Consider the following 23,528-nt stretch of genomic DNA (forward strand, 5'->3'; position numbering starts at 1 on the left):
CCCTAGGGAGGGATAAAAAAATCCCTAGGGAGGGACGAAAATCTCCCGAGGGGGGTGGAACGAAAGCTTCCCATCAGTTTGGAACAGCACTTCCGAGGGGAGGAATGCGGCTCCTAGGGAGGGCAGCTCCTGACATGAGACTGTTGCAAAAGTCAGCAGTCTCGACATATAGCAGAGGCGGTGCCACCCCATGCTGGGGAGACACCGCCTCGCTGTATCTGTACGTGTAGCCTCGCTCGGAGACTAACGCTCTAGGCGACTACTTGTCACTGAAGAGACGTACGGGGTACCATATTACGTACTCAGGTCTAGGGTCATTAGACCGAGTATACATACCTGCTGCGCCAGTGATATGGTGATTATCAAAAGTGCCACAAACCACATATGATGCATCAATGTCAGCCCTGTTTGAGAGGATGATAGCCCATCGTCCGACATGTGCATAGGGAGAGTTAGGATTGTCCTTAGCGTGTAGGTACATCTGATCCACATATCCAGCAGCGTAGAAGGTACGGGTGATATCGTTCTCCTTGTTGCTGTTCCAGAAAGCCTCGTTGGCTATGCCATCGACGCCACCATTCCAGTTAGGGCCTAGATAGCGAGAGGTGATCTTGTAGTAAGATGAGATCTTGCCTGTCTTATCACCCTTGAAGTCACCTACCCACTCGTAGCGGTAGGCCGTGACGAACATATTGTTGTAGCCGTCACTCACTCTCTTATGGCGCAGTCCGTAGGAGACGTGATTGGCCTTGTCAGTACGGTAGTCTGCTGTGAAGAGGAAGCGGGGGCTCTGCCCATTGTCAGGGTATGCCCAGCAGGGGAATGTGGTAGGTTCTTTTGCATTCTCTATGGGACCAGCGGACTCTCCTACGCTATACTCGGTAACACCATGGGTGACTTGGTTTTTAAGAGGCATGATACTAGCTAGCTCATAGACGTTGTCGGCGAGGTGATAGCCCTTGCCGTCAATGGTTACATGCTTGTGCTTCTCCAGGAAGGTCGGCACGTGAAAGTATCCAACACCATCAACGCTGGTCTCGTCTGTGGCAAACGTGAAGTTTTCGCCATTAGCCGCTTCAGGATGAGGGGCTAGGTAGTGCTCGGTGACATACTCTAGAGGCATCTTAAAGCGACCATGCTTGATCGTCAGAGGCTTTTTAGTAGCACCTGAGTAGTTCTTGGCAACGAGCTGTATCTCCTCATACTCTGGCAGGGTAGGTTTGCCTGCCCCATTGACTAGAGGGATGAGCTCAGTCGCTGCGGGGATCGTGAGCTTGTAGTCTTGCGAGATCTTGCCCGTCTTGGGGTCGGTCGTAGGAGTGCCTACTTTCTCTAGCGTTGCTCCGTGGCTGTCTTGACCTTCAGCTAGCTCGAGCGTACCAGCCTCTGTGTAGCCACCGATGGTAAAGGTGATTTCACTCTTCCCCTGCGTGGTCGTGTAGATCTCATTGGGAGAGTTGACCAGGTAAGGGGTCATGTAGGGAGCGTTGGAGATCTGAGCAGCGTAGTCTACGTAAAAGGGCTTGAGGACATCGTCCTCAGCGTAGTTGATTCCCTTCTCGCTATCGTTCCAGTCGATCACTTTGACCTGGTACTGGAACTGACCGAACTTCATCGTTGGGTCTGCGGGATCGTGTGCGCCACCTACATCCTGGAGGATGATGTTGTAGAGGTGGTTGCGCTTGATGACGAAGTTCTCTAGACGTACAGTCTCAGGCTTGAGTGCGATACCCTTGTAGGTAGCCTCGATGGTAAAGAAGGTCTCGTTGCGCACGTCGGTCTCGTAGCCGTAGATGGTTGCCTTGAGGGTATTGTTCTCAAAGAGTGAGCCGTCGTAGACCTTAGCGTTCTCCGTAGCCTCGATCTCTGCCATCTGGCCAACCTGTGCGAAGAGGTGAGACTGGACACGGCGCTTGCCGAAGGTTACCTTCTGGATCTCCAACCCCTCGATGGTGTTGTAGATATCAAAGCGGGCAGCAACACGTACCAGCTTGATCTTACCGAGGTTGGTAGACTCCTTGGACTTGACGGTGACGTTCTGACGATCGGAGGTCATGAGGAAGTTTGTAGCCTGATTGTCCTCACCTGGGGTCTGCTTTGCAACGAGCTTCCCTAGATCCTCGGGAGTCGTGGGCCCGGCCATCAGTTTGGCAACTAGATCAGCGTCTGGGTTAGCAACGAGGAAGAAGTAAAAGTCACCACTCTTCTCATTGTCAAACTCGTACTGTCCAGCTGTCAGATCAGTACACTTGACTGTCTTGTAGTGCAGACCAGACGAAGTCCTATAGACGACGGCATAGAGGTCTACGATCTTGCGCTCACGATCTAGTGCTGGCGTGGGGCGTGTCGTGTTTTCGTCACCGGCAGCTCGGAGTGAAGACTCAATGGTGAATCTTACGGTATTGCCTGCTCCCTCGTCCATCTTGAGCCCCGTCTCTCTACTACAAGAGAGGAGGGAGAGCGACAGCACTAGGAGGGCTGCTATATAGTTTATGGTATGTCTCATGGTTACTTAAAGTCTGGGTTTCTATAATCCTTGTCGTAGACAATGGTGAGAATGCACTGGATCTCAGGAGCCGCATCACTGGTGATGGCGAACTGAGCTACACGAGCCTCGTCTCTGTTGTCTAGATCGTCTTGATAACGTATGTCGATCAACAGCTGCATCTGCTCGAACTCCTTCTCAGTACGTACTACACACTTCATCCTCTTGGCTGCATCGTTGATAGGTGTCACAGTATATGCTGTGTGATCCTTAAAGCGTGTAGAGAGCTGGAAGACGTAGTGATCTTCAGCCTGCAACGAGTTTGTGTAGAGGGTGTGGTGGAGGTAGTCATACTTCAGTGTAGAGGTAGTGACATGACGCATCAGCTCTACATCAATAGCAGGCATGTGGTGGTTGAGGAGGACTGCATTCCATGGCGTGTCCTCGATGGTGAAGACAAGCTTGCTACCTGGCTCCAGGGGTGAGTTGTCACCAAGGATGATTCGGTAGAGATAGTTCCTCTTGATATTGACAGGTGTGTAGGTCTCGCTAGAGCGGACGAAGGGGATGCGGTACTTGACCGCCATGCCGTTAGCGAGCTTGCCCTCGACGATGATTGTCGTGGCATTTGCTACCTCAGCCGCCGTCTCGGGCTGCTGACCCTCGTAGAGGTAGATAGCCTTCTTGAGCTCGTTACCCTCAGCACCTGCGATACCGGTGAAGGGGTTGGGAAGGTCGGCAAAGCCTGCGCTCATAGTCACCTTCTGAGCATCAGCGGGAGCCTGATAAGTGGGTTCACCAGCTGCATCCTTCGTGGGGAAGGTAGTGGTGCGGTCGTAGGTGTTCTCGACGTAAAGCTTTGTGATGGTTAGGTTAGGCACGTGGTTCGATACATCGACACGAGCTACGGCACGAGTCAGGACGACTGTGGTTCCCTTGTTGGTACCTACCAGTGCGATCAGCTCGGTATTGCCTTGCTTAGCTACGCCAGACATAGGGATGGTGTAGTCGGGGTCGGTGCCTGTGAGGATGTCCTTTGAGGTACCATCGGCAGCAAGCTGCTTGGTCATAAGGAGCTTCTCAAAGTCGGCACGGCTCATGCCCTCAGTGACGCCAGCTATCTCATCGTTGGCGACAAAGAGGAAGCGGCTGGTCGTACCAACCTTGTCGGGGTCGAAGTCTTTCGTATAGCTATACTCGGCTTCGCCCGTCTGCTGGAGCTTTGCCATGTCAATCTTGTCAATGCTGAGTAGCTTGGAGCCGTCAGCGTTGAACTGATACATGGTCAGTGACTTGACCGTCCACTCAGGCTGATCATGGATTGCTGAGCGGTAGGTGACAGGCTCTCCTTGCGGCATCTGCAGCGTGAAGGTGAGCGATGGCTTGCCCTCTGTGAGGGTTGGCTCTTCGGCACCCGTACTCCTATTACAGCCTACGAGCAGTGTGAGCATCGAGGCGAGTAAGAGTAGAGGCACTATTGCAATTGTCTTTTTCATACTCTAGTTATATTGTTGATTTCGTTATTTGTGCTAATTGATAGTGTGCGGCTACTGCGTGACTGTGCCACCGGGCACCCAGTCTGCAACGCTTCCACTGAAGTAAGGGAATAGGGTGACGCTACCATCATCATTGATGCGTAGTAAGATGCGGTAGATCTGCTCGGGTCTCTGGTCTGGTATCCAGCCAAAGGAGCGGAAGGCGCGTGTCAAGTCTATCGGCTTGGTGATTGCCTCATCGCCGTGCCACACCTGAATGGTGGGGATGCGGTCGTTGAGATAGCGTAGCGAGATGAAGCTGCCCTCTAGCGTGTGGTTAAAGAGCTTGGGCTGCTCCTCGAGCTGTATGAGCTGTGGCGCGTGTAGCGGGAAGTCGTGCGTGACCTGCATCTCAGCGTTGATCGGTAGATGTAGGTTCGACTTCGCTGGGTCTAGGCTGTACTGCTCCGTCAGCCCCGAGAGGCGTACGGTGTAGCCATCGGCATAGGGTGGTACAGACTCCCAGATGACACTATAATAAAGGTGCGTATGTATATTGGCGAGATCACAGATGTAGTGATCGTTGGCACCTGGCTGTATGTCGATCGTCTTATAGTTCCAGAAGAGCTGATCACCCTGCGGAGCATAACGTCCATCAGCTAGCTTGCGCAGCGTGAGCGTCATGTCAGACAGATTGCTTCCTCTAGTTAGAGGATCGAGTAGCGTATGCTCCTCAGTGGCATTACCCACGGTGAGGATCGTGTAGCGACCCACGGGCAGTCCCGAGAGGGAGAGCGTCTGGGGCGTAGCGGGGCTCTGTGGCACCTCTTTGAGTAGGTTGCCGTTAGCGTCATAGAGGAAGTGCCTCATCTGCTGTACCTCAGTAGGGTACTCGTCCACATTGTGACGCACGTAGCGATACTCGAGCGTGACCTTGCTACAGCAGATGTCGCGCGGGTCTTGCGGTACACAGCTCGTCAGCAACACTCCGCAGAGGAGTAGCAGACCTAGCACGACACTCTGGTAAAGTGTCCCAGAGCATCGCTTAGCTAAGCTGTGGAAAGGGGGCTTCCCTTGCATTATACTAGTCATACGTAGCATTTACAGAGCGAAGGACTCTAGGTTTTGACGAGCCACTGCAGCGTCTCGTGTGGTGAGCGCTTGGCGCAGGTATTGCCCCGCCAGCTGCTCATTGCCCGAGAGCATGTAGTAGACTCCTATGTTATTGTATGCAGCAGGCTCCGCATAGAGTGGCTGCAGGATCTGCCATGCCTCCGAGAGCTTGCCCTCTAGGAGTAGTAGGCGGCTGTAGTTGAGCTGTGCGCCGACGTTGGTCGGGTTGCAGGTTGCTGCTATGCGGTAGACCTCGTCAGCGTTGCGTCCCTGCTGCTCGTAAGCGGCTGCTATGCGGTTCAGCTCCGAGACAGATAGATCCTTCGGTCTAGTCTTCATAATCTCGATGGACTCCTCTAGGCTAAAGGCACGCACCTCATACTCTACGCGCAGGGTAGAGCGACGTAGCGGTGGGTAAACGTTGCGCAGCAGGTCGCCATAAGTGGAGAGCTTAGCCAGCTCCTCCTGACGACGCTCGGGTGTGTAGCTAGCGTCTAAGACGGCTAAGACCGCCTTTTGGTCTGCACGACCTGTAGAGCGAGCGATCACCTCACGTAGTCCTGTCCAGTCAGCACCCGCACCGATCACCTGGAGATTGCCGAAGAGCGTCTCGCCATACTGCTTGATGAGGTACTGCTTGATGCTCTGAGCACGACGCTCGGAGAGTCCCTTGTTGTGTAGCTCTGGTCCTTCGGGAGAGGCGTAGCCTGTGATGCTTCCGAGGACAACCTTGTAGCTCGTCGGATCATTCAGAATAGGAGCCAAAGCATTGGCCAGCGCTGTGAGCTGCTCGTTGTTTTGTCTGTAGTTAGGCAAAACCTCAGAGCGGTCAAAGCGGTAGTTGATCCGTAGCTCGATCTCCTCCTGACGTCTCTTCGTCGGCTCATCCTGAGCTGCTAGGAGGGGCGAGAGATTGTCCTCAGTGATGGTGATGCGGTCAGGCTTAGCCGGTGTCAAGGCGAGTAGCCCTAGCGGATCGGTATCGCAGCAATCCATACCGTAGTAGCGCATCTCTAGCGCTCCAGTAGCTCCCTTAGGTAGTGCCTGCGTGATCTCATAGTTGATCGTGAGTGGCTCGGCGTCGTGCTTACCCGATAGGGTAGCGACACCATAGGGGCGGGTATTCATATACTCCTCATGACTCTGGAGAGCCACCTCGCGCTCGTAGTAGGGAGCTTGCCACTTACCATTGAGGATCAAGTGGGGCAGGAGTATCTCTTCAGCTTGGGCCGTCTTGTAGACCGGCTGTATGAGGAGCGCTTTGCCACGAGGCGTAGCGTCTTGGGGAATGACTATTTGACAAGATACCGAGAGGTCTCCAGCGCGTGTACGCATCTGCAGGTTCTCATACTGTATTGCATCGGTCCGGAAGCCACTCTGCGCCGTCAGCGTCGTAGACGATAGGGTAGCGACGAGTAGCAGGGAGCTGAGACAACTTATTATATAGGTCGTAAATGTCTTCATAGGGCGTGTATTACTTCAGGTAGTAGATAATGTTGAGAGCAGCCTTGGTAGGAGCAAAGGACCCCTTGCTGCCCTGTGACTGGAGGGTTCCACAGGCACCGCACTCATACTGCTTGTAACGGGTGTAGACGTAGCCTGCACCGATGGATAGCTCTACGCCCCACCGCTTGGCAAACGCCCACTGGTAGCCCCACGAGAGGCCGACCCCCACGAGGTTGCCATCATAGCGACGATCCTTCAGTTGCTCGGGGAGAGGAAGTCCACCCACGTTGTAGGTGGCATAGATCCCGTGCAGGCCGATGAAGTGCCGCTCGAAAGTTTTACAGGGCCACCACTTGACCTCAGGCATGACCAGTAGGTGCATCGCCTTGGGGTTAGCATTGACCTGAGCCCCATTGGAGAGCGTCACCTGACGGTCACTGGGGAACTGCCACGGGTTGTAACCCACGAGGATCGAACCGCTCCACTGCGAAGCGATGCGAAAGTCCACGCCCGCATTGAGCGTCGAGGTGGCTAGGTATAGCGTATTGACCTTGGCACCTACTTGCTGCGCTGACAGAGTACCAGCGAGCGAGAGGAGCAGGCATACGAGCAAAGTCTTATAGAGGTTTTTCATAGACGAACTATTTATAGGATGCTTCAAAGAAAGCACTCCTGATTGGTCAGGAATTAGATAACGGAATGAGGTGAGAGGTGGCGATGCTTCCAGCTCTGGGGCTGTGTAGCTGTCCTCAATGAGGGCTCGTCTCAAGCACTTTAGGTGAGTAGCCGAGGGGAAATCTGTCTAGTGAATTACTGCCTAAGCAGTTGGAGGTTCGTAAGGTCTCTCACTTATTTAGAAGAACGATGGTTCCTAAAGGGGACACTTCCCCAAGTAAGAACTCACAGCGAAGATACAACAAATAAACGAGTTGTGCAAAAATCACCGCACATTTCGCTCGATAATGCCATATCTTCCGAGGAAATTGGGACTTGTCAGGGGGAAAATGAAAATTCTCCACGGAGCTGGGAAATAAAACTTCGGAAGAATGAAATAAAACTTCGGAAGAATGAAATGAAACTTCGGAAGAAGCAAATCAAAGTTCCGAAGAATTTTTCCGTTTCTCCGTGGACGTTCCAAGATCTCTACGGAGGAATTTCTCAATTTCCTCGACCTTCCGATTTCTTCTCTCCGAAGTCTCTCTTCGCTCTTCCTAAGCATCAAAAAAAATATCCACGAAGATATGGGCATATCTCCGTGGATATTGGGTTTTATAGGGATCGAGTGTCGGCTTTAGTTGCTTGATCTGCTAACTTTGACGGGGCGCAGGGCGCGCATCGCATTGAGCACGGCGAGGACTGTGACGCCTACGTCAGCGAAGACCGCCATCCACATGGAGGCTACACCGAGCAAGGCTAGGAGCAGTACCAGCACCTTGATACCGATGGCAAACCATGCGTTCTGCAGTGCGATGCCGACTGTGTGGCGTGCGATGCGTATGGCGGTTGCTATCTTGAGCGGGTTGTCGTCCATGATGACCACGTCGGCCGCCTCTATGGCAGCGTCAGAGCCGAGTCCGCCCATGGCGATACCCACATCGGCACGCGCTAGGACTGGCGCATCGTTGATACCGTCGCCTACGAAGAGGACGGTGCCTCGGGCGGGCTGCTGGAGGATTGCCTCAAGTCGAGACAACTTGTCCGCTGGGAGCAGATCCGCATAGTACTCGGTGATACCCACCTGCTTGGAGATCTGCTGAGCCACCTCCTCGTGGTCGCCCGTGAGCATGACCAGCTGGCGGATGCCTAGACGGCTCAGCGCCTCGATGGCGTGGCTAGACTCCTCCTTGAGCGTGTCGGAGACGACGATATGTCCCGCATAGGTGCCGTCGATGGCGGCGTGTACGATGGTGCCCGCATGGTCGCATGGGTGCCACTGAGCACCGATAGACTCCATCAGGGCTACGTTGCCTACGTGAACTACGGAGCCGTTGACACGCGCCTTGACCCCTCGCCCAGCCAGCTCCTCGACCTCCTCAATGGTGCAGTCGTCCTGTTCGTTGGGGTAGGCTTTGCGCAGGGAGGTAGCGATCGGGTGTGTGGAGTGACGCTCCACGTGAGCCACCATATGTAGTAGATGGTTCGCTTCGCAGGCTGTCGGGTGTACTGCATTAGCGGTGAAAGTGCCTTTCGTCAGGGTGCCTGTTTTGTCAAAAAGGACGGCACGCGCCTTCGCCAAAGCGTCCATATAGTTAGCCCCTTTGACCAAGATACCAGCCCGTGAAGCGCCTCCGATGCCCGCAAAGAAGGAGAGCGGGATGGAGATGACCAGAGCGCAGGGGCAGGAGATGACTAGGAAGGTCAGTGCGCGGTACAGCCAGGTGGCGAAGTGGTCTGCGAAGCTGCCCATCAGGAGTGGCGGCAGGAAGGCGAGTAGGAGCGCTACGATCACCACGACCGGGGTGTAGACACGGGCGAAGCGACGTATGAACGTCTCGCTCCGTGACTTATGATCGGTGGCGTGCTCAACCATCTCGATGATCTTTGAGGCGGTGGAGTCTCCCGCTGTCTTGGCGACACGGACGGTGAGAAGTCCCGAGAGGTTGACACAGCCAGACATTACTTCGTCCTCGACGGTGACGCTACGTGGTACGCTTTCGCCCGTTAGTGCGACCGTATTGAGCGCTGAGGAGCCCTCAACGATGAAGCCATCGAGTGGCACCCTTTCGCCAGGCTTGATGATGATCGTCTCGCCCACGGCCACCTCCTCAGGTGCGACTGTCTGCTCAACGCCGTCACGCAGCACGTGTGCCGTGTCGGGGCGTATCTCGAGGAGGTGGGAGACGGCACGACGGCTCTTGCCCTCGGCGTATCCCTCGAAGAGCTCGCCCAGCTGGAAGAAGAGCATAACGAAGACCGCCTCGGGGAACTGCGCTTCGGCCCCTGGCAGGAAGCCTATGCAGAGTGCGCCGATGGTGGCGATGCTCATAAGGAAGTGCTCGTCAAAGAGTTCGCCATGCGCCACTCCCTCGACCGCCTCACCGAGTACGTCGTACCCTATAATAAGGTATGGCACGAGGTAGACCAAGAGGAGCTGCCACATCGGAAGTGTGCAGGTGCGCTCTACGATATAAGCCCCGATGAGTAGCAGGGCTGTGAGTATGATGCGGATTAGTTTCTTATTCATAAGATAGAGAGTTACTGTTACGAAGGCAAAGGTATAGCTATCTGGGTGCAACTCCGTTGCAAAAGTTTGTCTCTGTCGTTGGAGGCTTCAGGCATAGACGAAATGTTGTATCTTTGTGCATACGCATAATTCACTCTATCAATCGTTACTACTAGATGAATGTCGCTACCTTACCACGTCTGCTACGTTGCGATCAGTGGATCAAGAACCTCTTTGTCCTAGCTCCCGCCTTCTTCGGTGGGGTGCTCCTAGACTCGTCGCTGTGGGGCGGCTTGGTGGTGGCGTTTTTAGCTTTCTCGCTCCTCTCCTCCTCGATCTACATCGTCAACGACATCGTGGATCAAGCGCGTGATCGTCTGCATCCTAAGAAGTGTCTGCGCCCGATAGCTTCTGGGGCAGTGTCGCTACCAGTCGCTTGGATCATCGCAGCACTCCTCTTGATGATTGCCGTGGCTCTGCCACTGGCTTTTCTGCCTCGTGCGCTCTGGTGTCAGACGCTTGGGATCATGGGGAGTTACTGGTTGCTTAACGTCTGCTACAGTTATTGGCTCAAGCGGATAGCGGTGGTTGATGTGGTCTCTATCTCGTTGGGCTTCGTGCTGCGGGTGTTACTCGGCGGAATAGTCGCTGGAGTGGTAGTCTCTGAGTGGCTCCTAGTGATGACGCTACTCCTATCTCTCTTCCTAGCTCTAGCCAAGCGGCGTGACGACTACCTCCTCTACGAGCGCAGTGGGGTAGCGATGCGACAAGCTATCAAGGGGTACAATCGCCCCTTCCTAGACCATACGCTGACGATGATCGTGGGCGTCCTACTCATCTGCTACCTCCTCTACACGCTTTCGGCAGAAGTGCATAAAGAACCTGGCGGAGACTACCTCTACCTGACGGCACTCCCAGTCCTCGTGGGCTTGCTGCGTTACCTCCAGATCACACTCGTGGAGGAGCGGAGCGGTAGTCCTACGCAGGTGGTCTACCGAGATGCTATCATTGGACTCTGTGTTGTGATGTGGGGCGTACTCTTTGGACTATTACGCTATGTGCTGTAAATGAGGAAGTGTGTATGGATACGATAGCAATCTTTGACCTAGATGGTACGCTCACACGGCGGGACACGCTCTTGACGTGGCTGGTGCAGATGCAGTCGTGCGGCTCGCTCGTGTGGCACCTGCCTTACTATCTCTATCAGTATGCGACCTATCGGCTGAGTGGTGGCGTGGCTGATCGCTACAAGGAGCGCATCATTGGTACGGTGGTGCGGGGCTGGAGCTATGAAGAGGGGGTACAGCGGGGTGCTGCTTTTGCAGATCAGATAGATCAGATGCTCCGCCCCGAGGCTATACGTTGTCTAGAGCAACATCAGCGTGACGGACATCGGACGGTCTTGCTGACCGCTTCAACAGATTTGGCGGTCTCGTCGTGGGCTATGGGTCGTGGCTTTGACCTGGTGCTAGCAACGGAGCTGGAGCTGGCGGAGGACATCTATACGGGACGCTTTGCCACGCCCAACTGTAAGGGTGCCGAAAAGGTGCGCCGTCTGGACCTAGCCCTCCCTGAGTGGCGAACGGTCACAACCTATGGCTATGGCGACAGCGCGAGTGATCGTGACTTCTTGGCACTATGTACGAAGCATTACTATGGGACTTTTGAATAAGCAGTTACTCCAGCGGTGGCGGGTGGAGCTACTATGCCTGCTGGGTGTCTGGGCGCTACTCGCCCTCTTAGCACTCTATATCTATAGCACAGGGCTGCTGATGCCACATGGCAACGCTATCGGTGCTTACCTCGGGTATGACAACTACTTCCGCTTTACGACGCGGGGCGGGGCGTGGGACGTGAGCCACCCGCTGATCACGCCGCTATACCTTATTAATAGGGCGCTTCTGGTACCACTCCTAGGCGAAAGAGGAGCACTGGTTGTGATGCTTCTCGGCTCTGCACTCCTAATGGCTATTGCCGTGGCGGGATGCTGCGGTTATCTAAGGCGCGTGGTACAGCTCGATACGGGACGCAGTCTGCTCCTCTCGGGGCTGCTCCTGTCAACCTTTACGGTGATGACGCTCTCCTTTACGGTAGAGAGCTATCCGCTCTCGATGGCTTTACTCGTCTTATCCCTCCTCTGTCTGAGTGGTCAGCTGAAGCGAGAGAAACGCTTGTCGGGCTGGCATGCTACGCTATGGAGCCTCCTGCTGGGTGGCGTGACGCTGACAAACTTTGCTAAGCCACTCTCGCTGCTCCTCCTGAGCAAAGAAGAGTCGCTCTGGTGGCGGGTGCGTAAAGTGTTGCTCCCGACACTCCTCTTGCTGGCACTCGTTGTGGCGGTAGGGTGGTTCTACCAGCAGAGACGTGCCGGGGCTGAGGAGTCAATGTTCACGGCTCAGGTCAATGATTTGCTACGCTTTCAGACGAGGTCGGCAGATATAGTGCCAGACTTCTTCGGTCACCCGCTCCTCATCAGCAATCTAGAGATGCGTGAGCTGTATGGCGAGACGGTGCTGAGACCTACGCCCTATGCCTGCTGGGCTATGAAGCTATTTCCATGGGGAGTGGTGCTACTGCTGCTCGCAATGATTGGGGTAGGACGACGCTACCCCTTGGCATGGGCGATACCGCTCTACCTAGCGGTTGATGTGGCAGTGCATCTCGTCGGTGGGTACGGACTAGACGAAGCGATTATCTTCGGGGGACACTGGGTCTTCCTAGTGCCGATGGCGTTAGGCTGGCTTTACCGTGTGGTGCCTAGGCAGGCCTACCGATATATGGATCTTGCTCTGCTACTCCTATCTATATATATGTGTACCCACAACCTGACTGTCATCTTATCACGTATGGGATGAGGCTGTAGCTGTGCAGTATGGGGTAGGAGCTAGAGGTCAAGGGGCTGGCCGGTGGCGACGTTGACGGCGAGCTGCGCTAGACGCACGGCGACGAAGGTCTCAATGTACTGCATCTCCGACTCGAGCCAGTTGCGTTGCGCTAGCGAGAGCGTCTCGAGTGTGACGACGCCTTCCTTGTGTCCCTCGGTCGAGAGGTCGAGGTTGAGCTTTGCGTCGGTTCGGATCTGCTCAGTATCAGCGTAGCGTGTGAGTGCCTCGGTGAGCTGCTGTGAGGCTTGCTCGTTTTGCATTTGGATAGCACGCTCAGCGTCTTGCAACTCTAGCTGACGTACCTGCTGGTTGGCAAGCGCTGCGGCGCGACTCTGCACTCCTTGGTAGATGCCTGTGATGGGTATCTGAACGGCTACGCCGACCATCCAAGTAGTACCGAACTGCTTCTTGAAACCGTCCATAGGATTGGGCGACATGGTGAGTAGCTGTGCCGTGAAGCCTACCTCTGGGAGCATCTCCCCGAGTGCCATCTGAGCACGTCGCTTCTCCGCCTCGACGGCTAGGTTGGCTGCTTTGAGCTCGACACGATCCCTCAGATTGACCGTGCTGTATAGCGTGGGCTGGCACGGATCAATCGGCTGCTGGCTGGCGAGGGTGAAGTCTGGCGTAAGCTCTATCGCTTGCTCGGCGGGGATGCGACACTGATGCTTGAGTAGGATCAGCAAAGCCTGCAAGCCCTCGCGTAGCTTACCTTCCTGGAGCTTGGCATTGTTGCGGTTGACCCGTACGGAGACCACTTCACGGTCAGCGACGACTCCTTGATCCTTCATGGCGGAGACGTCGGCGAGCGTTTTGTCAAGCATAGCGTTGAACTGACCGATCGCTTTCAGCTGCTCCTGTAGTTGCACCGCCTGCCAATAAGTCTTAGCGATCTGCTCTTCCTCGCCACGCTGCTGGATGGTCCACTGGTACTCGGCAGCTTGCTCGCCAATCTGCGCTAGGCGCATACCGTTATAGATGCGTCCACCAGCGAAGATAGGCTGGCGTAGCGAGAGGGATCCGTAGAAAATGTGACCTAGCTCAAGACTCATCTTGTCATCTAGCCAAGACTGTGCTTCGCTCAGCGTGGGTACGCCAGGGAGCTTCGGCAACTGCGTCGGTGGAAGCCAAGAGGAGAGATCGATTGAGAAGGGCTTAAGCTTTGCTGGTGTGTAGAGCCATCCGCCCGAGAGGGAGACCTGCGGGAAGAAGTTGCTCTGAGCCTTGAGGCGTGTTGCGTGCGCTACTTGTCGCTGTGCTTCTAGCTGTGCGGAGGGCGCGGGGCTCTCCTGGTGGTAGCGTATGCAATCGTGTAGCGACAGCTTGAGAGGCTCCGTCTGCGCATAGAGGGAGCTGGTGAGTATGCTACAGAATGCGAGTATCAGTGCGCCTCGCAGTGCCACTAATAGATCTCTCATCATAGGGTAAAGGTGGTATGACCGATGCGATGTCCATCGGCAAAAACGTCTGCACGGTAGCTTCCCGAGAGAAGCGCCTGTGTAATCTGACAATAGATGGTGACGGGGGTGTCCTCGCCTGTGTACTCAATACTCTTGGAGGCTGTCGCCTGAAGAGTCTGTCCCTCGAAGCTGAAAGCTCCGCCAGAGCCACTCATCGGCATATCGTTTGGGTTGAGGATACGTACGTAGATAGCTTTGTTGCCAACGGGGGCGGTGACATTCTTCTTTAGGGTAAAGGAGACCGCCAGTGTCTCTACCTTGTCAATGCGTGAGGTGCGCTTGCCCCGATTGTTGAGCGGAGAGACGGAGAGTCCAGAAAGGTCTAGGCGGGCAGCGATGGCGACCTGGTTGGATAGTGCAGCCTTCTCCTCCGTGAGCCGTGAAGCCTCACTGCTGACGCGGGAGTAGTCCTCCTTGACCTGTTGGTTTTCGGCTACTAGTCGCTCATTGGTCGCATGGAGCGAGTCGATCTGTACGATGTAACTACGGAGTAGGGCGCGGAGCGTGTTGATCTCTCCCGTTAGCTCGCTGATGCGCTTTGCGTTGGACGACTTTACGGAGGCAAGCTCTTGGCTTAGCTGCTTGACACGCTCCTGCTCGCTCTCCAGCTGAGCGAGTAGCTCATCATTGTCAAAGGAGAGACTCGTCTCGCCCGATGCTGAGGCGAGCTTGTCGTACTGTAGCTGATACTGCGCTGCGAGCTCGTCTAGCTCTTGCTGCATGCGTTGCTTCTCCATGTCGACCAGTTCGCTCTGGACGCTCTGCATCTGCTGTCGCTCACTCCTTATATATATCCATGCACCAACGATGACGAGGAGCACCACGAGAGCCGCTCCAGCGATGATGTACTTGATGTGCTTGTTGTCTAGTCTAGCCATGGGTCTTACTTGATTCGTTTCAAGATGCCCCGCTGTGTCAGTTGATAGGGTTGGGGCGATATGCTGATGAGTTCTTGGATGCGCTTTGCCTCCTCCTTAGTAGTCCAGCCCTCTAGCGAAGGCGTCGCAAGGATCCGCACCTCTCGCCTGCCCTGCTCTGTGGCGAAGGCTAGCACGATCGGCATCTGGGTCAAAAGGGATTCGGAAGAGGTGGGTACTGGCTCCTTAGCATGTAAAAGCCAGTCCGTGTATGGTATGGTAGGGTTCAGCTCCCACTGCTGATCTCTCTTGGGTAGGAAGGCTGTGAGCTGGCTCACATGGTAAGGCTTCTCAATAGTGGTGATCTGCAGGAGTGGCTGCTCGCCTTGAATGCGCCAAGGCGCAAGTAGGAGTTCGTAGGTAAGCAGACTGGATACAGAGATTGTGCAGCGAAGACGAGCTTTGTCTATCCGCATCTCCAGCGAAGCCTGAGACTTGGTCTGCAGGGTGACGGTGGAGTCGGGTCTGTCGAGTGCCTTCTGAATGAGTTGACCCCAAGCGCTGTCGCTGATGGCGGGGGCTACGCCGAGGGGTCGCTCGATGATCGTCTGATAGCACTGCTCTAGCTCGGCTCGCTCCTGCGCTACGAGTGGATAGCAGCCGACTGCTAGCAAGAGAATAAGGAGATATCTACTTATGAGGTGCATAAAGCTTCGGAAAAATGCAATGCCAAGAGAGACTAAAACTAAGGCGTGACCTTACGCTCCGCAAAGGTACTGAAATAAGCGATTGAAGCCTCTTGTGCTGGTGAGCACTTATGACGAAGATCCTAGGCTCTAGAGGGCTTAGCGGATGAAGAGACGCAGAGGCTTGAACTTACGGCGTAGGTACCCTTTTGCTATGCCTAGACCTACGGTCCACAAGATCGGCTTGGCGATTGCTAGCCCTGTGCTAATCAGTTGCTGTGTACGTCCAGTAGGCTCTGGCACTGCGCCCTGTACCTCACTGGCATAGTCGCCTCGTGTCAGCGACCTATCGGTGGAGCGTGTGAAGCCTCCCAGCAATCTGTCTAGTAGCGAACTTTTGCCTCTGCTACGTCGCTTAGATGGGGTGATGATGCGCCCTAGAAACGACTTGGGAGGAACGATCTGATCCTTGACCTCGTCAATGATTGTCTTCTTGACACCCTGCTCCCTGATATACTCTACGTCTCTCTGCCAGACACGCTCGGCGATCTGGAGGTCAGCCTCAGCGATCTTTTGATGTCTTTGGAAGTCTTGGTATGATACTCTTTTCTTCATGGTTGTATAGTCCAGTTAGCGGGTTGGCGTGGTAGGCTCCTCGTCGGTAGGGTAGAGTGGCTCTTCGCTCTCATCAGCGTACTCTTCGGGCATCGGCTGCGGGCGTAGCTTGTCATCCATCTTGGCTAGCGAACTGTACAGTCTGCGGTAGATGCACGTGCTGACGGAGCGTACGATGACCTTGCGCAGGAGTAGTGCGACGAGGACTAGTAGTAGTAAGACTCCAGCACCTATGAGTAGGCTCCAACCCCATCCTAGCTCTAGCCACACATTGATACCAGCTACCCCGGCCAAGAGTAAGAGGAGCATCACGAAGGGGATGAGCGCAAGTACTAAAAGTAGCGCCACAAGGTTGCCAACGACCCTCATGCCCGTATCAGTGCTTGAGTAGATCGCTTGACGCACCGATGCCTTGAGGTACTCCTTGGTGTGATAGATAAAGCGAGAAGTCTTGAAGTCTTGCATAGAGACTAGATATTAGAGGTGAGACTTTAGAGGTTAGATATTAGAGACTAGAGATAAGCAAGAGAGTAGCGTACTCATCTGTCGTGAGGGACTGGTCGTCTCTCGGGTGCGGATGAGCGTGCTACTCTCTAAGTGCTAGTTGAGTGTGTATGGCTCTTGTGTATAGCTCAATGTTACAGCTCAGTGGAAATAGCCTCAGTGCGACAGACTACTTGACAGCCTTCTTAGCTTCGTCCAGTGTCTCCTTAGCCTTGCCTATGGTCTCGTCAAACTGCTCCTCGACCTCCTCAGCAAAGTCTTTGCTACGCTTACGAAGCTTGTCGCGATAAGTCTCAAAGCGATCCTTAGCCTCGTAGTATCCCTCTACGAGAGTATCACGAGTGCGGTCGGCCGTCGTGCTGAGGTCGTCATAGAGCTGATCACGCTTGTCGCGGTCAGAAAGGTAGGTGATGGCAGCGCCGATAGCAGCGCCTATAGCAATGCCTAGTGCTATACGTCCAGTGTTGTTCATATCTGTTCTGTTGTTTTATAGTGAATATTATTGTCTTGGTTCATACGTCTGCAGATTCGTCCGCAGATCTCTGTCTCGGTGACTCTCCTTACGCCTATAAAGTGGCGGAGTATCACCTTGACACTCTAAAGGTACGAAAAAATGGTCACATAGCAAGTAAGAAGAGGTCTTTGCCGTCTGAGGAACGCCTGATACGGGATGAGTTCATTGATGCTACCATCGTGGAAATCAGACAACTCCTCGGTGGAAATCTTCAATTATCCAGTGAGAAACGAAAAAATTCTTCGGAACTTTGATTTCATTCTTCCTAAGTTTCATTTCATTCTTCCGAACTTTTATTTCGGCTCTCCGTGAAGAATTTTCGTTTGCTCCGTGGCGTTTCCCAATTTCCTCGGGAGAAATTGCAATCGGCGGAGATGTAGTCGTCGCTATAAAGTGCGTTTATAGCGCTACGTAGCGAGGCTAAATCCTTATGTCCTTGAGCTATCGTCAGGTGTGGCTCCTAGGATACAGGGTCGTTATGTGTCAACCCCGCCTAGTAGCCACGCCTACTAAGCTCTCTCAGCATACGAGTGCTAGATGCGCTCTAGGACGAGCTCGATGAGCCCGTCAATGCCTTGCTTGTAGTTGGTATTCATATTCAAGTTCTGACGACCTGCGATGATGCAGCAGACGGTCAGCGTGTCGTGTCCTAGGAGGTTGCCGATACCGCTGAGAGCGGCCGACTCCATCTCAAAGTTGGTGATGTGCTGACCCTCATACTCAAACGCCTCAATCTTCTGATTGAGCGTCGGATCAGCAAGAGGTAGGCGTAGTTGCCTTCCCTGAGGAGCGTAAAATCCGTTGGCAGCGATTGTACAGCCACGGACGATGTCGCCATAGTCCCCGACGATCTGCTCGTAGAGCGCCTCGCTACAGTTGACTACGTAGGGATCGAGACCCTTGATCGGCCACTGTAGCTGCTCCTTGAGTGCTGCCTCAAAGGGGAGGTCGCGTATCGCCTCTGTATTAGCGTAGAAAAAGAGCGATCCCTCAAAGCCAATCGCCTTGTGTGCTGCGACAAACGTACCTATCGGTGTCTCAGGTTGTAGCCCTCCACTAGTACCTATGCGTACCATCGTTAGCTTGCGGTGGTTGGGACGTACCTGACGAGTCTGCAGGTCAATATTGGCGAGTGCGTCTAGCTCGTTGATGACGATCTCAATGTTGTCACAGCCTATGCCGTGGCTCTGGACGGTGATCCGTTTGCCACGATAGGTACCCGTGATCGTGTGAAACTCACGGTTGCTCACGGAGCACTCCTGCGAGTCAAAGTGGGAGGCGATCATATCTACACGAGAGGGGTCGCCACAGAGGATAACCTTGTCCGCCAGCTGTTCGGGCTTCAGATGGAGGTGAAAGATAGAGCCATCGTCATTGACGATTAGTTCGCTGGGAGGTATGATGCGGTTTTGTGTACTCATAGTAGTAATCCATTTATATTGAATGATGACACTCCAAAAATACAAAAACTTCGCAACATTACCTCCTTTTCGATGGTAGAGGTGTCGGGGGCTATTTGCGTAGTAGCCGATGTTTTACTACTTTTGCATCGGTAAGTAACTAAGTAACTTCACTGAATAGACAGATAATATATGGCTACAACAGCAGACTTTCGCAATGGCATGTGCCTAGACATTGATGGGCAGTACTTCTTCATCGTAGAGTTTCTCCACGTTAAGCCAGGCAAGGGACCAGCCTTCGTCCGCACGAAGCTACGTAACGTCTCTACGGGTCGCATCCTTGACAAAACGTGGAATAGTGGTGTCAAGGTAGAGGAGGTGCGCATAGAGCGTCGTCCCTATCAGTATCTCTACAACGATGAGATGGGCTACCACTTTATGCACCCCGAGACATTTGACCAGATTGCTATCAATGGCGATCTGATCGATGGTGTCCGCTTCCTCAAGGAGGGTGACATGGTTGAGGCGATGGTACATGCTGAGAGCGAGACTGTCCTAACCTGCGAGCTGCCAGCACACGTAGATCTGCGCATTACTCACACAGAGCCAGGTATCAAAGGCGATACAGCTACCAATAGTCTTAAGCCTGCGACCGTTGAGACGGGGGCTGAGATCCGCGTACCGCTCTTTATCAATCAGGACGACATGGTCACGGTAGATACACGTGACGGCTCTTACGTAGGGCGTGTCAAGGAGTAAGCGTTACTAGCACATATCTCTCCTAAAGCAGTCGCCCTCCTCCGTTTCGCTGATGGGCGATGCTGTAGAAGCCGTGCAGTTCTCTCAGTCAGAGCTGCATGGCTTCTCCGAATTTACCGCTGAGGTCACACTATATATAATATGAGTCAGATACCGCATCAGGCTGGGATTGCCGTCCCCCTCTTTAGCTTGCGTCGCCAAGGCGATGCGGGCTGTGGAGACTTTGCCGCTCTGGAGGCGTTTGCGCCAGTGGTAGAGCGGATGGGCGTGCGCATCATACAGCTACTTCCTCTGGAGGACACAACCCTCTATGGCGATAGTCGTGACTCCTATCCCTATCGACCACTAGCCTCAACGGTACTTAATCCGATCTACATAGCGGTGGATCAGCTCCCGCCGCTGGCGGATCAACAACTGGAGCAGGAGCTACGTGCGGAGGCTCAGAGGCTCAGTGAGCAAAAGACCTTCGACTATACGCAAGTGTGGCGACTCAAGCGACGCTGGTTGTGGGCTTCCTTTACGGAGCAGGCGGACGCTTCGCGGTACTTCACCGATATGATCAATCGCTATGCTCGGTTGACGCTCAAGCATGCTCCTTTTAGGAGTATGCCTATCTGGCACTACTGGGTTTGCGAGCGAATGATTCTAGACCTATTTCCCGATTTAGATCGTGAGAAGTGGGACTTCTGGGAAGCGATGGAGCGGGTCAAGGAGCTGGAAGAGAAAAACAAAGCCTTGGTCGCCCGTACGGGCAATTTCTACGCTTACTGCTATATGGTAGCGCAGCGACAGATGCGCCGTGCCGTGGCAACGATTCGCCAGCACGGGCTGGCGCTCATGGGAGACCTGCCCGTGGGGGTAGACCCGCATGCAGCGGACACGCTTGCTTACCCGGCCCAATTTAACAAGCGACTCTCTTGCGGAGCTCCTCCCGACTACTTCTCTCCAGATGGGCAGAACTGGGGCATCCTGACCTGTCGCAGAAACTCGAAAAAGCTATGGCGAGAGCGCTTTGACTATCTAGGGCGCTTCTATGACTACCTGCGCGTGGATCATGTGCTGGGCTTCTTCCGTATGTGGTCCATACCACGTGATGGGCGCTCTGGGATGCTGGGGTACTTTCTTCCCTCACGACGCTATTTGAAGCGGGAGATCTCCAAGCTAGGGCTGGCCGAGACGCTACGACCGGAGTGGATAGCGCCGACCAAAAATCCTGCAACGACGCAGGTCCTTTGGATCGAACGTCTCGATGGGGGCTACGTGCCTCGCTACGACGTGGCGAGTGCTGCGCCCTTTGCGATGCTGTCGCCCGACCTACAGGAGCGTATGAGAGCCGTCTGCGAGGATTACTACTACGGCGGCAACGAAAAGCTGTGGCGCGAGCGTGGACTGGAGCGTCTAACCTTTCTGAAAGATCTCACGAGCATCCATCTCTGTGCCGAGGATCTGGGGATGGTCCCTCAGTGTGTCTACCCCGTCCTAGAGGAGCTCGGCATCCTCAAGCTATACGTGGAGCGCATGCCTAAGAGTGCCGGCATCGAGTTTGAAGCGGCGCCCTACTTCTCCGAGGACAGCGTCGCTACCACCTCAACGCACGACTGCGCCCCACTGCGCCTGTGGTGGGCAGAAGACGAGGTGCGCTCACGACGCTACTACGACTACTTCCTCACTGATTACGGCGTCCCTTACGACACCACGCTCACACCCGAGCTGGCCGAGATCATCGTGCGCCGACACCTAGAGAGTCCCTCACGACTCTGCATCCTGCCGCTACAAGACTGGCTAGCCCTGAGTCCCGAGCACTGCGCCATAGTCGATCCGCATAGCGAGCAGATCAACGATCCGAGCAATCCCCACCATGTATGGAGCTACCGCATGCCCATCGCTGTCGAGGAGCTCCCAGACGACTGGATACGACAGCTCCGCCAGATGATCGCAGAGACGCATCGGCTGTGAGCGTAGCATCCTATTATTTTCTCCCAAACTTCTACAAACAACCCAACCTATAATCTATGCGAAAGCTTAATTCAAAAGAGATTAAACAACTAACGGATCAGGGCTGCCAAGCGCAAGACTGGTCCTTGATTCGCGTTCATAGATACTTTGACGCTAGTCGCTGTCAGCAGGTTCACTTCATCGGGAGCTGTGAGATCGGAGACAACCGTGGCGGTCGCCCCTCCGAGGAGGAGCCGAGCTACGTCGAGCCTTATCGCTTGGCTCATGTGAAGCTGATCAACTGTACCATAGGTGATCGCGTCATCATTGACGGGGTACGGGACTGCATCTCGCATTACGACATCGCTGACGATGTGGTTATTCACGATATAGCCGCTCTCAAGGTAACGGGCGAGACCACCTTTGGTAATGGTTTCCTCGTCGAGGTGCTCAACGAGACAGGCGGTCGCGAGGTGCCCATCTGCGATATCCTGACCGCTCAGACTGCTTATATGCTGGCCATGTATCGCCACGACAAGGAACTACAAGCTGCTCTCTCTAAGCTTGTTGAGGAGTACACCGACTCCGTACGTTCGGATCGTGGCTCCATCGGCGAGAGCTCCATCATCAAGCATTGCGGTCTTATGACCAATGTCAAGGTTGGCCCTCACAGCTCCATCATCGGCGCCTCTGTTTTAGAGAATGGTTCGGTCAATAGTACGGCTCTGAGCCCCACAAAGGTTGGCTACGGGGTGATCTGTCGGGACTTCATCTTCTCCGCTGGTTGTGTCGTCTCAGACGGTTCCAACGTCTCGCGTAGCTTCATCGGTCAGGGTTGCTCGGTGACCCACCTCTTCAGTGCGCACGACTCGCTCTTCTTTGCCAACTGTCAGTGCGAAAACGGTGAGGCGTGTGCCGTCTTTGCTGGTCCCTTTACCGTTACGATGCACAAGAGTAGCCTTCTGATCGCTGGCTACTACTCTTTCCTCAATGCGGGTAGTGGATCTAACCAGAGCAACCACCTTTATAAGCTCGGCCCCATTCACCAGGGCATCGTAGAGCGTGGTAGTAAGACCACTTCCGACTCGTACGTCTTGTGGCCTTCGCGCATCGGAGCTTTTAGCTTGATTATGGGACGTCACGTAGCGCACATTGATTCGTCAGACTTCCCCTTCTCCTACATTATAGAGAATGACAACCAAACCTACCTCGTGCCAGGCACCAACCTGCGTAGCGTCGGTACCATCCGTGATACCAAGAAGTGGCCTAAGCGTGACAAGCGTCACCCAGAGGAAAAGCTCGACTGCATCAACTACAACCTCCTCTCGCCCTATACGGTCGGTAAAATGTACAAAGGGTGGCACAAGCTCAAGGCTCTAGAGACGCACCTCGGCAGTGCCGATGCGACCTACATCTATCACGATATGCACATCCGTCATAGCTCCCTCGTCAAGGGGTGTCGCTACTACGAGATGGGCATCATCAAGTTCCTCGGCAACTCACTCATCCAGCGCATCCAGGACCAAGCTCCCAAGAGCAAAAGCGAGCTTGTCGCCTGCTTGCCACCCACCAGCAATGAGGGGCTCTCAGACTGGCTCGACCTAGCAGGTATGATCGCTCCTCGTCGGCTCGTGCGCAATCTGATCAAGCAGATCAAAGAGGGGCAGATCAAGACGCTTGAAGAGGTCAACGTCGCCATCCGTGCCATACATAGTCGCTACTACGAGATCGAGTGGCACTGGGCTTACGACCTGCTGCTCCGTTGGTACGACATCGCAGCCAAGGATCTCACCGTGGAGCGAGTCATACAGATCATCAAAGAGTGGCAAGAGACCGTCATCACGCTAGACGAGTACCTCCTCCAGGATGCCCACAAAGAGTTTGAGATGCTCACGCAGGTCGGCTTCGGCATAGACCTTGATGGGGATCACAACCGGCGCATCGACTTCGAGCAGGTGCGAGGCAACTATGAGGACAATGCCTTCGTCATAGAGGTGCACGACCACATCAGTCGCAAGAAGCTCCTCGGCGAGACGATCCTCGCGCAGATCGACGCCCTCCCCGAGTAACCTCGCAACTCGCTACAGCGAGACGACTGGCGAAATAAACGGACGCACGAGACGTGCAACCCACTGTTGGGATGCACGGCTCGTGCGTCCGTTGTGTCAAAGGTTACAGCGTCCGTTACGTGTAGCCCTGTGTAGGGACGCACGATCTGTGCGTCCCTACAC

At 54.5% G+C, this 23,528-nt stretch carries 19 protein-coding genes; 6 read left to right on the forward strand and 13 right to left on the reverse strand.

The features are described 5' to 3' along the window. Positions 1 to 259: 259 nt before the first annotated feature. The 6 genes from Q0X57_RS02015 to Q0X57_RS02040 all read right to left on the reverse strand — a co-directional run bounded on the left by Q0X57_RS02015 (position 260) and on the right by Q0X57_RS02040 (position 9,703). Positions 260 to 2,506: a fimbrial protein gene (locus Q0X57_RS02015; RefSeq protein WP_297726891.1), complete on the reverse strand. Its 2,247-nt coding sequence runs from the start codon at positions 2,504 to 2,506 to the stop codon at positions 260 to 262. A 2-nt stretch (positions 2,507 to 2,508) separates the two neighbouring features. Further along, entirely contained in the window at positions 2,509 to 3,981 is a 1,473-nt protein-coding gene (locus Q0X57_RS02020; RefSeq protein WP_297726894.1) for a hypothetical protein, read from the reverse strand. A gap of 51 nt (positions 3,982 to 4,032) precedes the next feature. Beyond that, positions 4,033 to 5,052 carry a FimB/Mfa2 family fimbrial subunit gene (locus tag Q0X57_RS02025; protein ID WP_297726897.1) on the reverse strand — a complete coding sequence of 340 codons (1,020 nt, stop codon included), beginning with the start codon at positions 5,050 to 5,052 and terminating at the stop codon, positions 4,033 to 4,035. 9 nt (positions 5,053 to 5,061) lie between these two features. Continuing rightward, entirely contained in the window at positions 5,062 to 6,537 is a 1,476-nt protein-coding gene (locus tag Q0X57_RS02030) for a DUF3868 domain-containing protein (protein ID WP_297726900.1), read from the reverse strand. Positions 6,538 to 6,547: 10 nt separating this feature from the next. Then, complete coding sequence (locus tag Q0X57_RS02035) at positions 6,548 to 7,153, reverse strand: DUF3575 domain-containing protein (protein ID WP_297726903.1); 606 nt, start codon at positions 7,151 to 7,153, stop codon at positions 6,548 to 6,550. A gap of 657 nt (positions 7,154 to 7,810) precedes the next feature. Then, positions 7,811 to 9,703, reverse strand: coding sequence for a heavy metal translocating P-type ATPase (locus Q0X57_RS02040; RefSeq protein WP_297726905.1), 1,893 nt, complete (start codon positions 9,701 to 9,703; stop codon positions 7,811 to 7,813). 155 nt (positions 9,704 to 9,858) lie between these two features. On the opposite strand from Q0X57_RS02040, the gene Q0X57_RS02045 reads away from it, so the two are divergent. From Q0X57_RS02045 to Q0X57_RS02055, 3 genes are read left to right on the forward strand one after another with little or no spacing between them, the layout of a single operon-like run. Beyond that, positions 9,859 to 10,749 (forward strand): UbiA prenyltransferase family protein, encoded by an 891-nt coding sequence (locus tag Q0X57_RS02045; RefSeq protein WP_297726908.1) that lies wholly within the window; start codon positions 9,859 to 9,861, stop codon positions 10,747 to 10,749. 14 nt (positions 10,750 to 10,763) lie between these two features. Beyond that, complete coding sequence (locus Q0X57_RS02050; RefSeq protein ID WP_297726911.1) at positions 10,764 to 11,354, forward strand: HAD-IB family hydrolase; 591 nt, start codon at positions 10,764 to 10,766, stop codon at positions 11,352 to 11,354. Beyond that, positions 11,338 to 12,537 carry a DUF6080 domain-containing protein gene (locus tag Q0X57_RS02055; protein WP_297726914.1) on the forward strand — a complete coding sequence of 400 codons (1,200 nt, stop codon included), beginning with the start codon at positions 11,338 to 11,340 and terminating at the stop codon, positions 12,535 to 12,537. Before Q0X57_RS02050 ends, Q0X57_RS02055 begins: the two co-directional genes overlap by 17 nt. Positions 12,538 to 12,566: 29 nt before the next feature. Here Q0X57_RS02055 and Q0X57_RS02060 read toward each other — a convergent pair whose 3' ends face one another. The 7 genes from Q0X57_RS02060 to Q0X57_RS02090 all read right to left on the reverse strand — a co-directional run bounded on the left by Q0X57_RS02060 (position 12,567) and on the right by Q0X57_RS02090 (position 18,624). Further along, positions 12,567 to 13,988 carry a TolC family protein gene (locus tag Q0X57_RS02060; RefSeq protein ID WP_297726917.1) on the reverse strand — a complete coding sequence of 474 codons (1,422 nt, stop codon included), beginning with the start codon at positions 13,986 to 13,988 and terminating at the stop codon, positions 12,567 to 12,569. Next, positions 13,985 to 14,905: a hypothetical protein gene (locus Q0X57_RS02065; RefSeq protein ID WP_297726920.1), complete on the reverse strand. Its 921-nt coding sequence runs from the start codon at positions 14,903 to 14,905 to the stop codon at positions 13,985 to 13,987. Before Q0X57_RS02065 ends, Q0X57_RS02060 begins: the two co-directional genes overlap by 4 nt. A 5-nt stretch (positions 14,906 to 14,910) precedes the next feature. Further along, positions 14,911 to 15,591, reverse strand: coding sequence for a hypothetical protein (locus tag Q0X57_RS02070; protein WP_297726923.1), 681 nt, complete (start codon positions 15,589 to 15,591; stop codon positions 14,911 to 14,913). Positions 15,592 to 15,729: 138 nt separating this feature from the next. Then, positions 15,730 to 16,185: a hypothetical protein gene (locus Q0X57_RS02075; RefSeq protein ID WP_297726926.1), complete on the reverse strand. Its 456-nt coding sequence runs from the start codon at positions 16,183 to 16,185 to the stop codon at positions 15,730 to 15,732. A 15-nt stretch (positions 16,186 to 16,200) separates the two neighbouring features. Next, complete coding sequence (locus tag Q0X57_RS02080) at positions 16,201 to 16,650, reverse strand: hypothetical protein (protein WP_297726929.1); 450 nt, start codon at positions 16,648 to 16,650, stop codon at positions 16,201 to 16,203. A 208-nt stretch (positions 16,651 to 16,858) separates the two neighbouring features. Next, entirely contained in the window at positions 16,859 to 17,161 is a 303-nt protein-coding gene (locus Q0X57_RS02085; protein ID WP_297726932.1) for a YtxH domain-containing protein, read from the reverse strand. Positions 17,162 to 17,736: 575 nt separating this feature from the next. Further along, a complete protein-coding gene (locus tag Q0X57_RS02090; RefSeq protein WP_297726935.1) occupies positions 17,737 to 18,624 on the reverse strand; it encodes a nucleoside phosphorylase in 888 nt (295 codons plus the stop codon). Between the two features lie 171 nt (positions 18,625 to 18,795). Between Q0X57_RS02090 and efp the strand changes: the two genes are divergently transcribed. The 3 genes from efp (at position 18,796) to Q0X57_RS02105 (ending at position 23,366) form a co-directional block, all read left to right on the forward strand. Then, the gene (gene efp / locus Q0X57_RS02095; protein WP_297726938.1) at positions 18,796 to 19,362 is read left to right on the forward strand and encodes an elongation factor P; all 567 of its coding nucleotides are present in this window, start codon (positions 18,796 to 18,798) and stop codon (positions 19,360 to 19,362) included. Positions 19,363 to 19,503: 141 nt separating this feature from the next. After that, complete coding sequence (locus Q0X57_RS02100) at positions 19,504 to 21,318, forward strand: 4-alpha-glucanotransferase (protein WP_297726941.1); 1,815 nt, start codon at positions 19,504 to 19,506, stop codon at positions 21,316 to 21,318. A 56-nt stretch (positions 21,319 to 21,374) separates the two neighbouring features. After that, positions 21,375 to 23,366, forward strand: a complete 1,992-nt coding sequence (locus Q0X57_RS02105; RefSeq protein ID WP_297726944.1) for a DUF4954 family protein — start codon at positions 21,375 to 21,377, stop codon at positions 23,364 to 23,366. The last annotated feature ends 162 nt before the right edge of the window (positions 23,367 to 23,528 follow it).

The sequence above is a fragment of the uncultured Porphyromonas sp. genome, from assembly GCF_947254915.1.
Classification (GTDB): Bacteria; Bacteroidota; Bacteroidia; order Bacteroidales; family Porphyromonadaceae; genus Porphyromonas.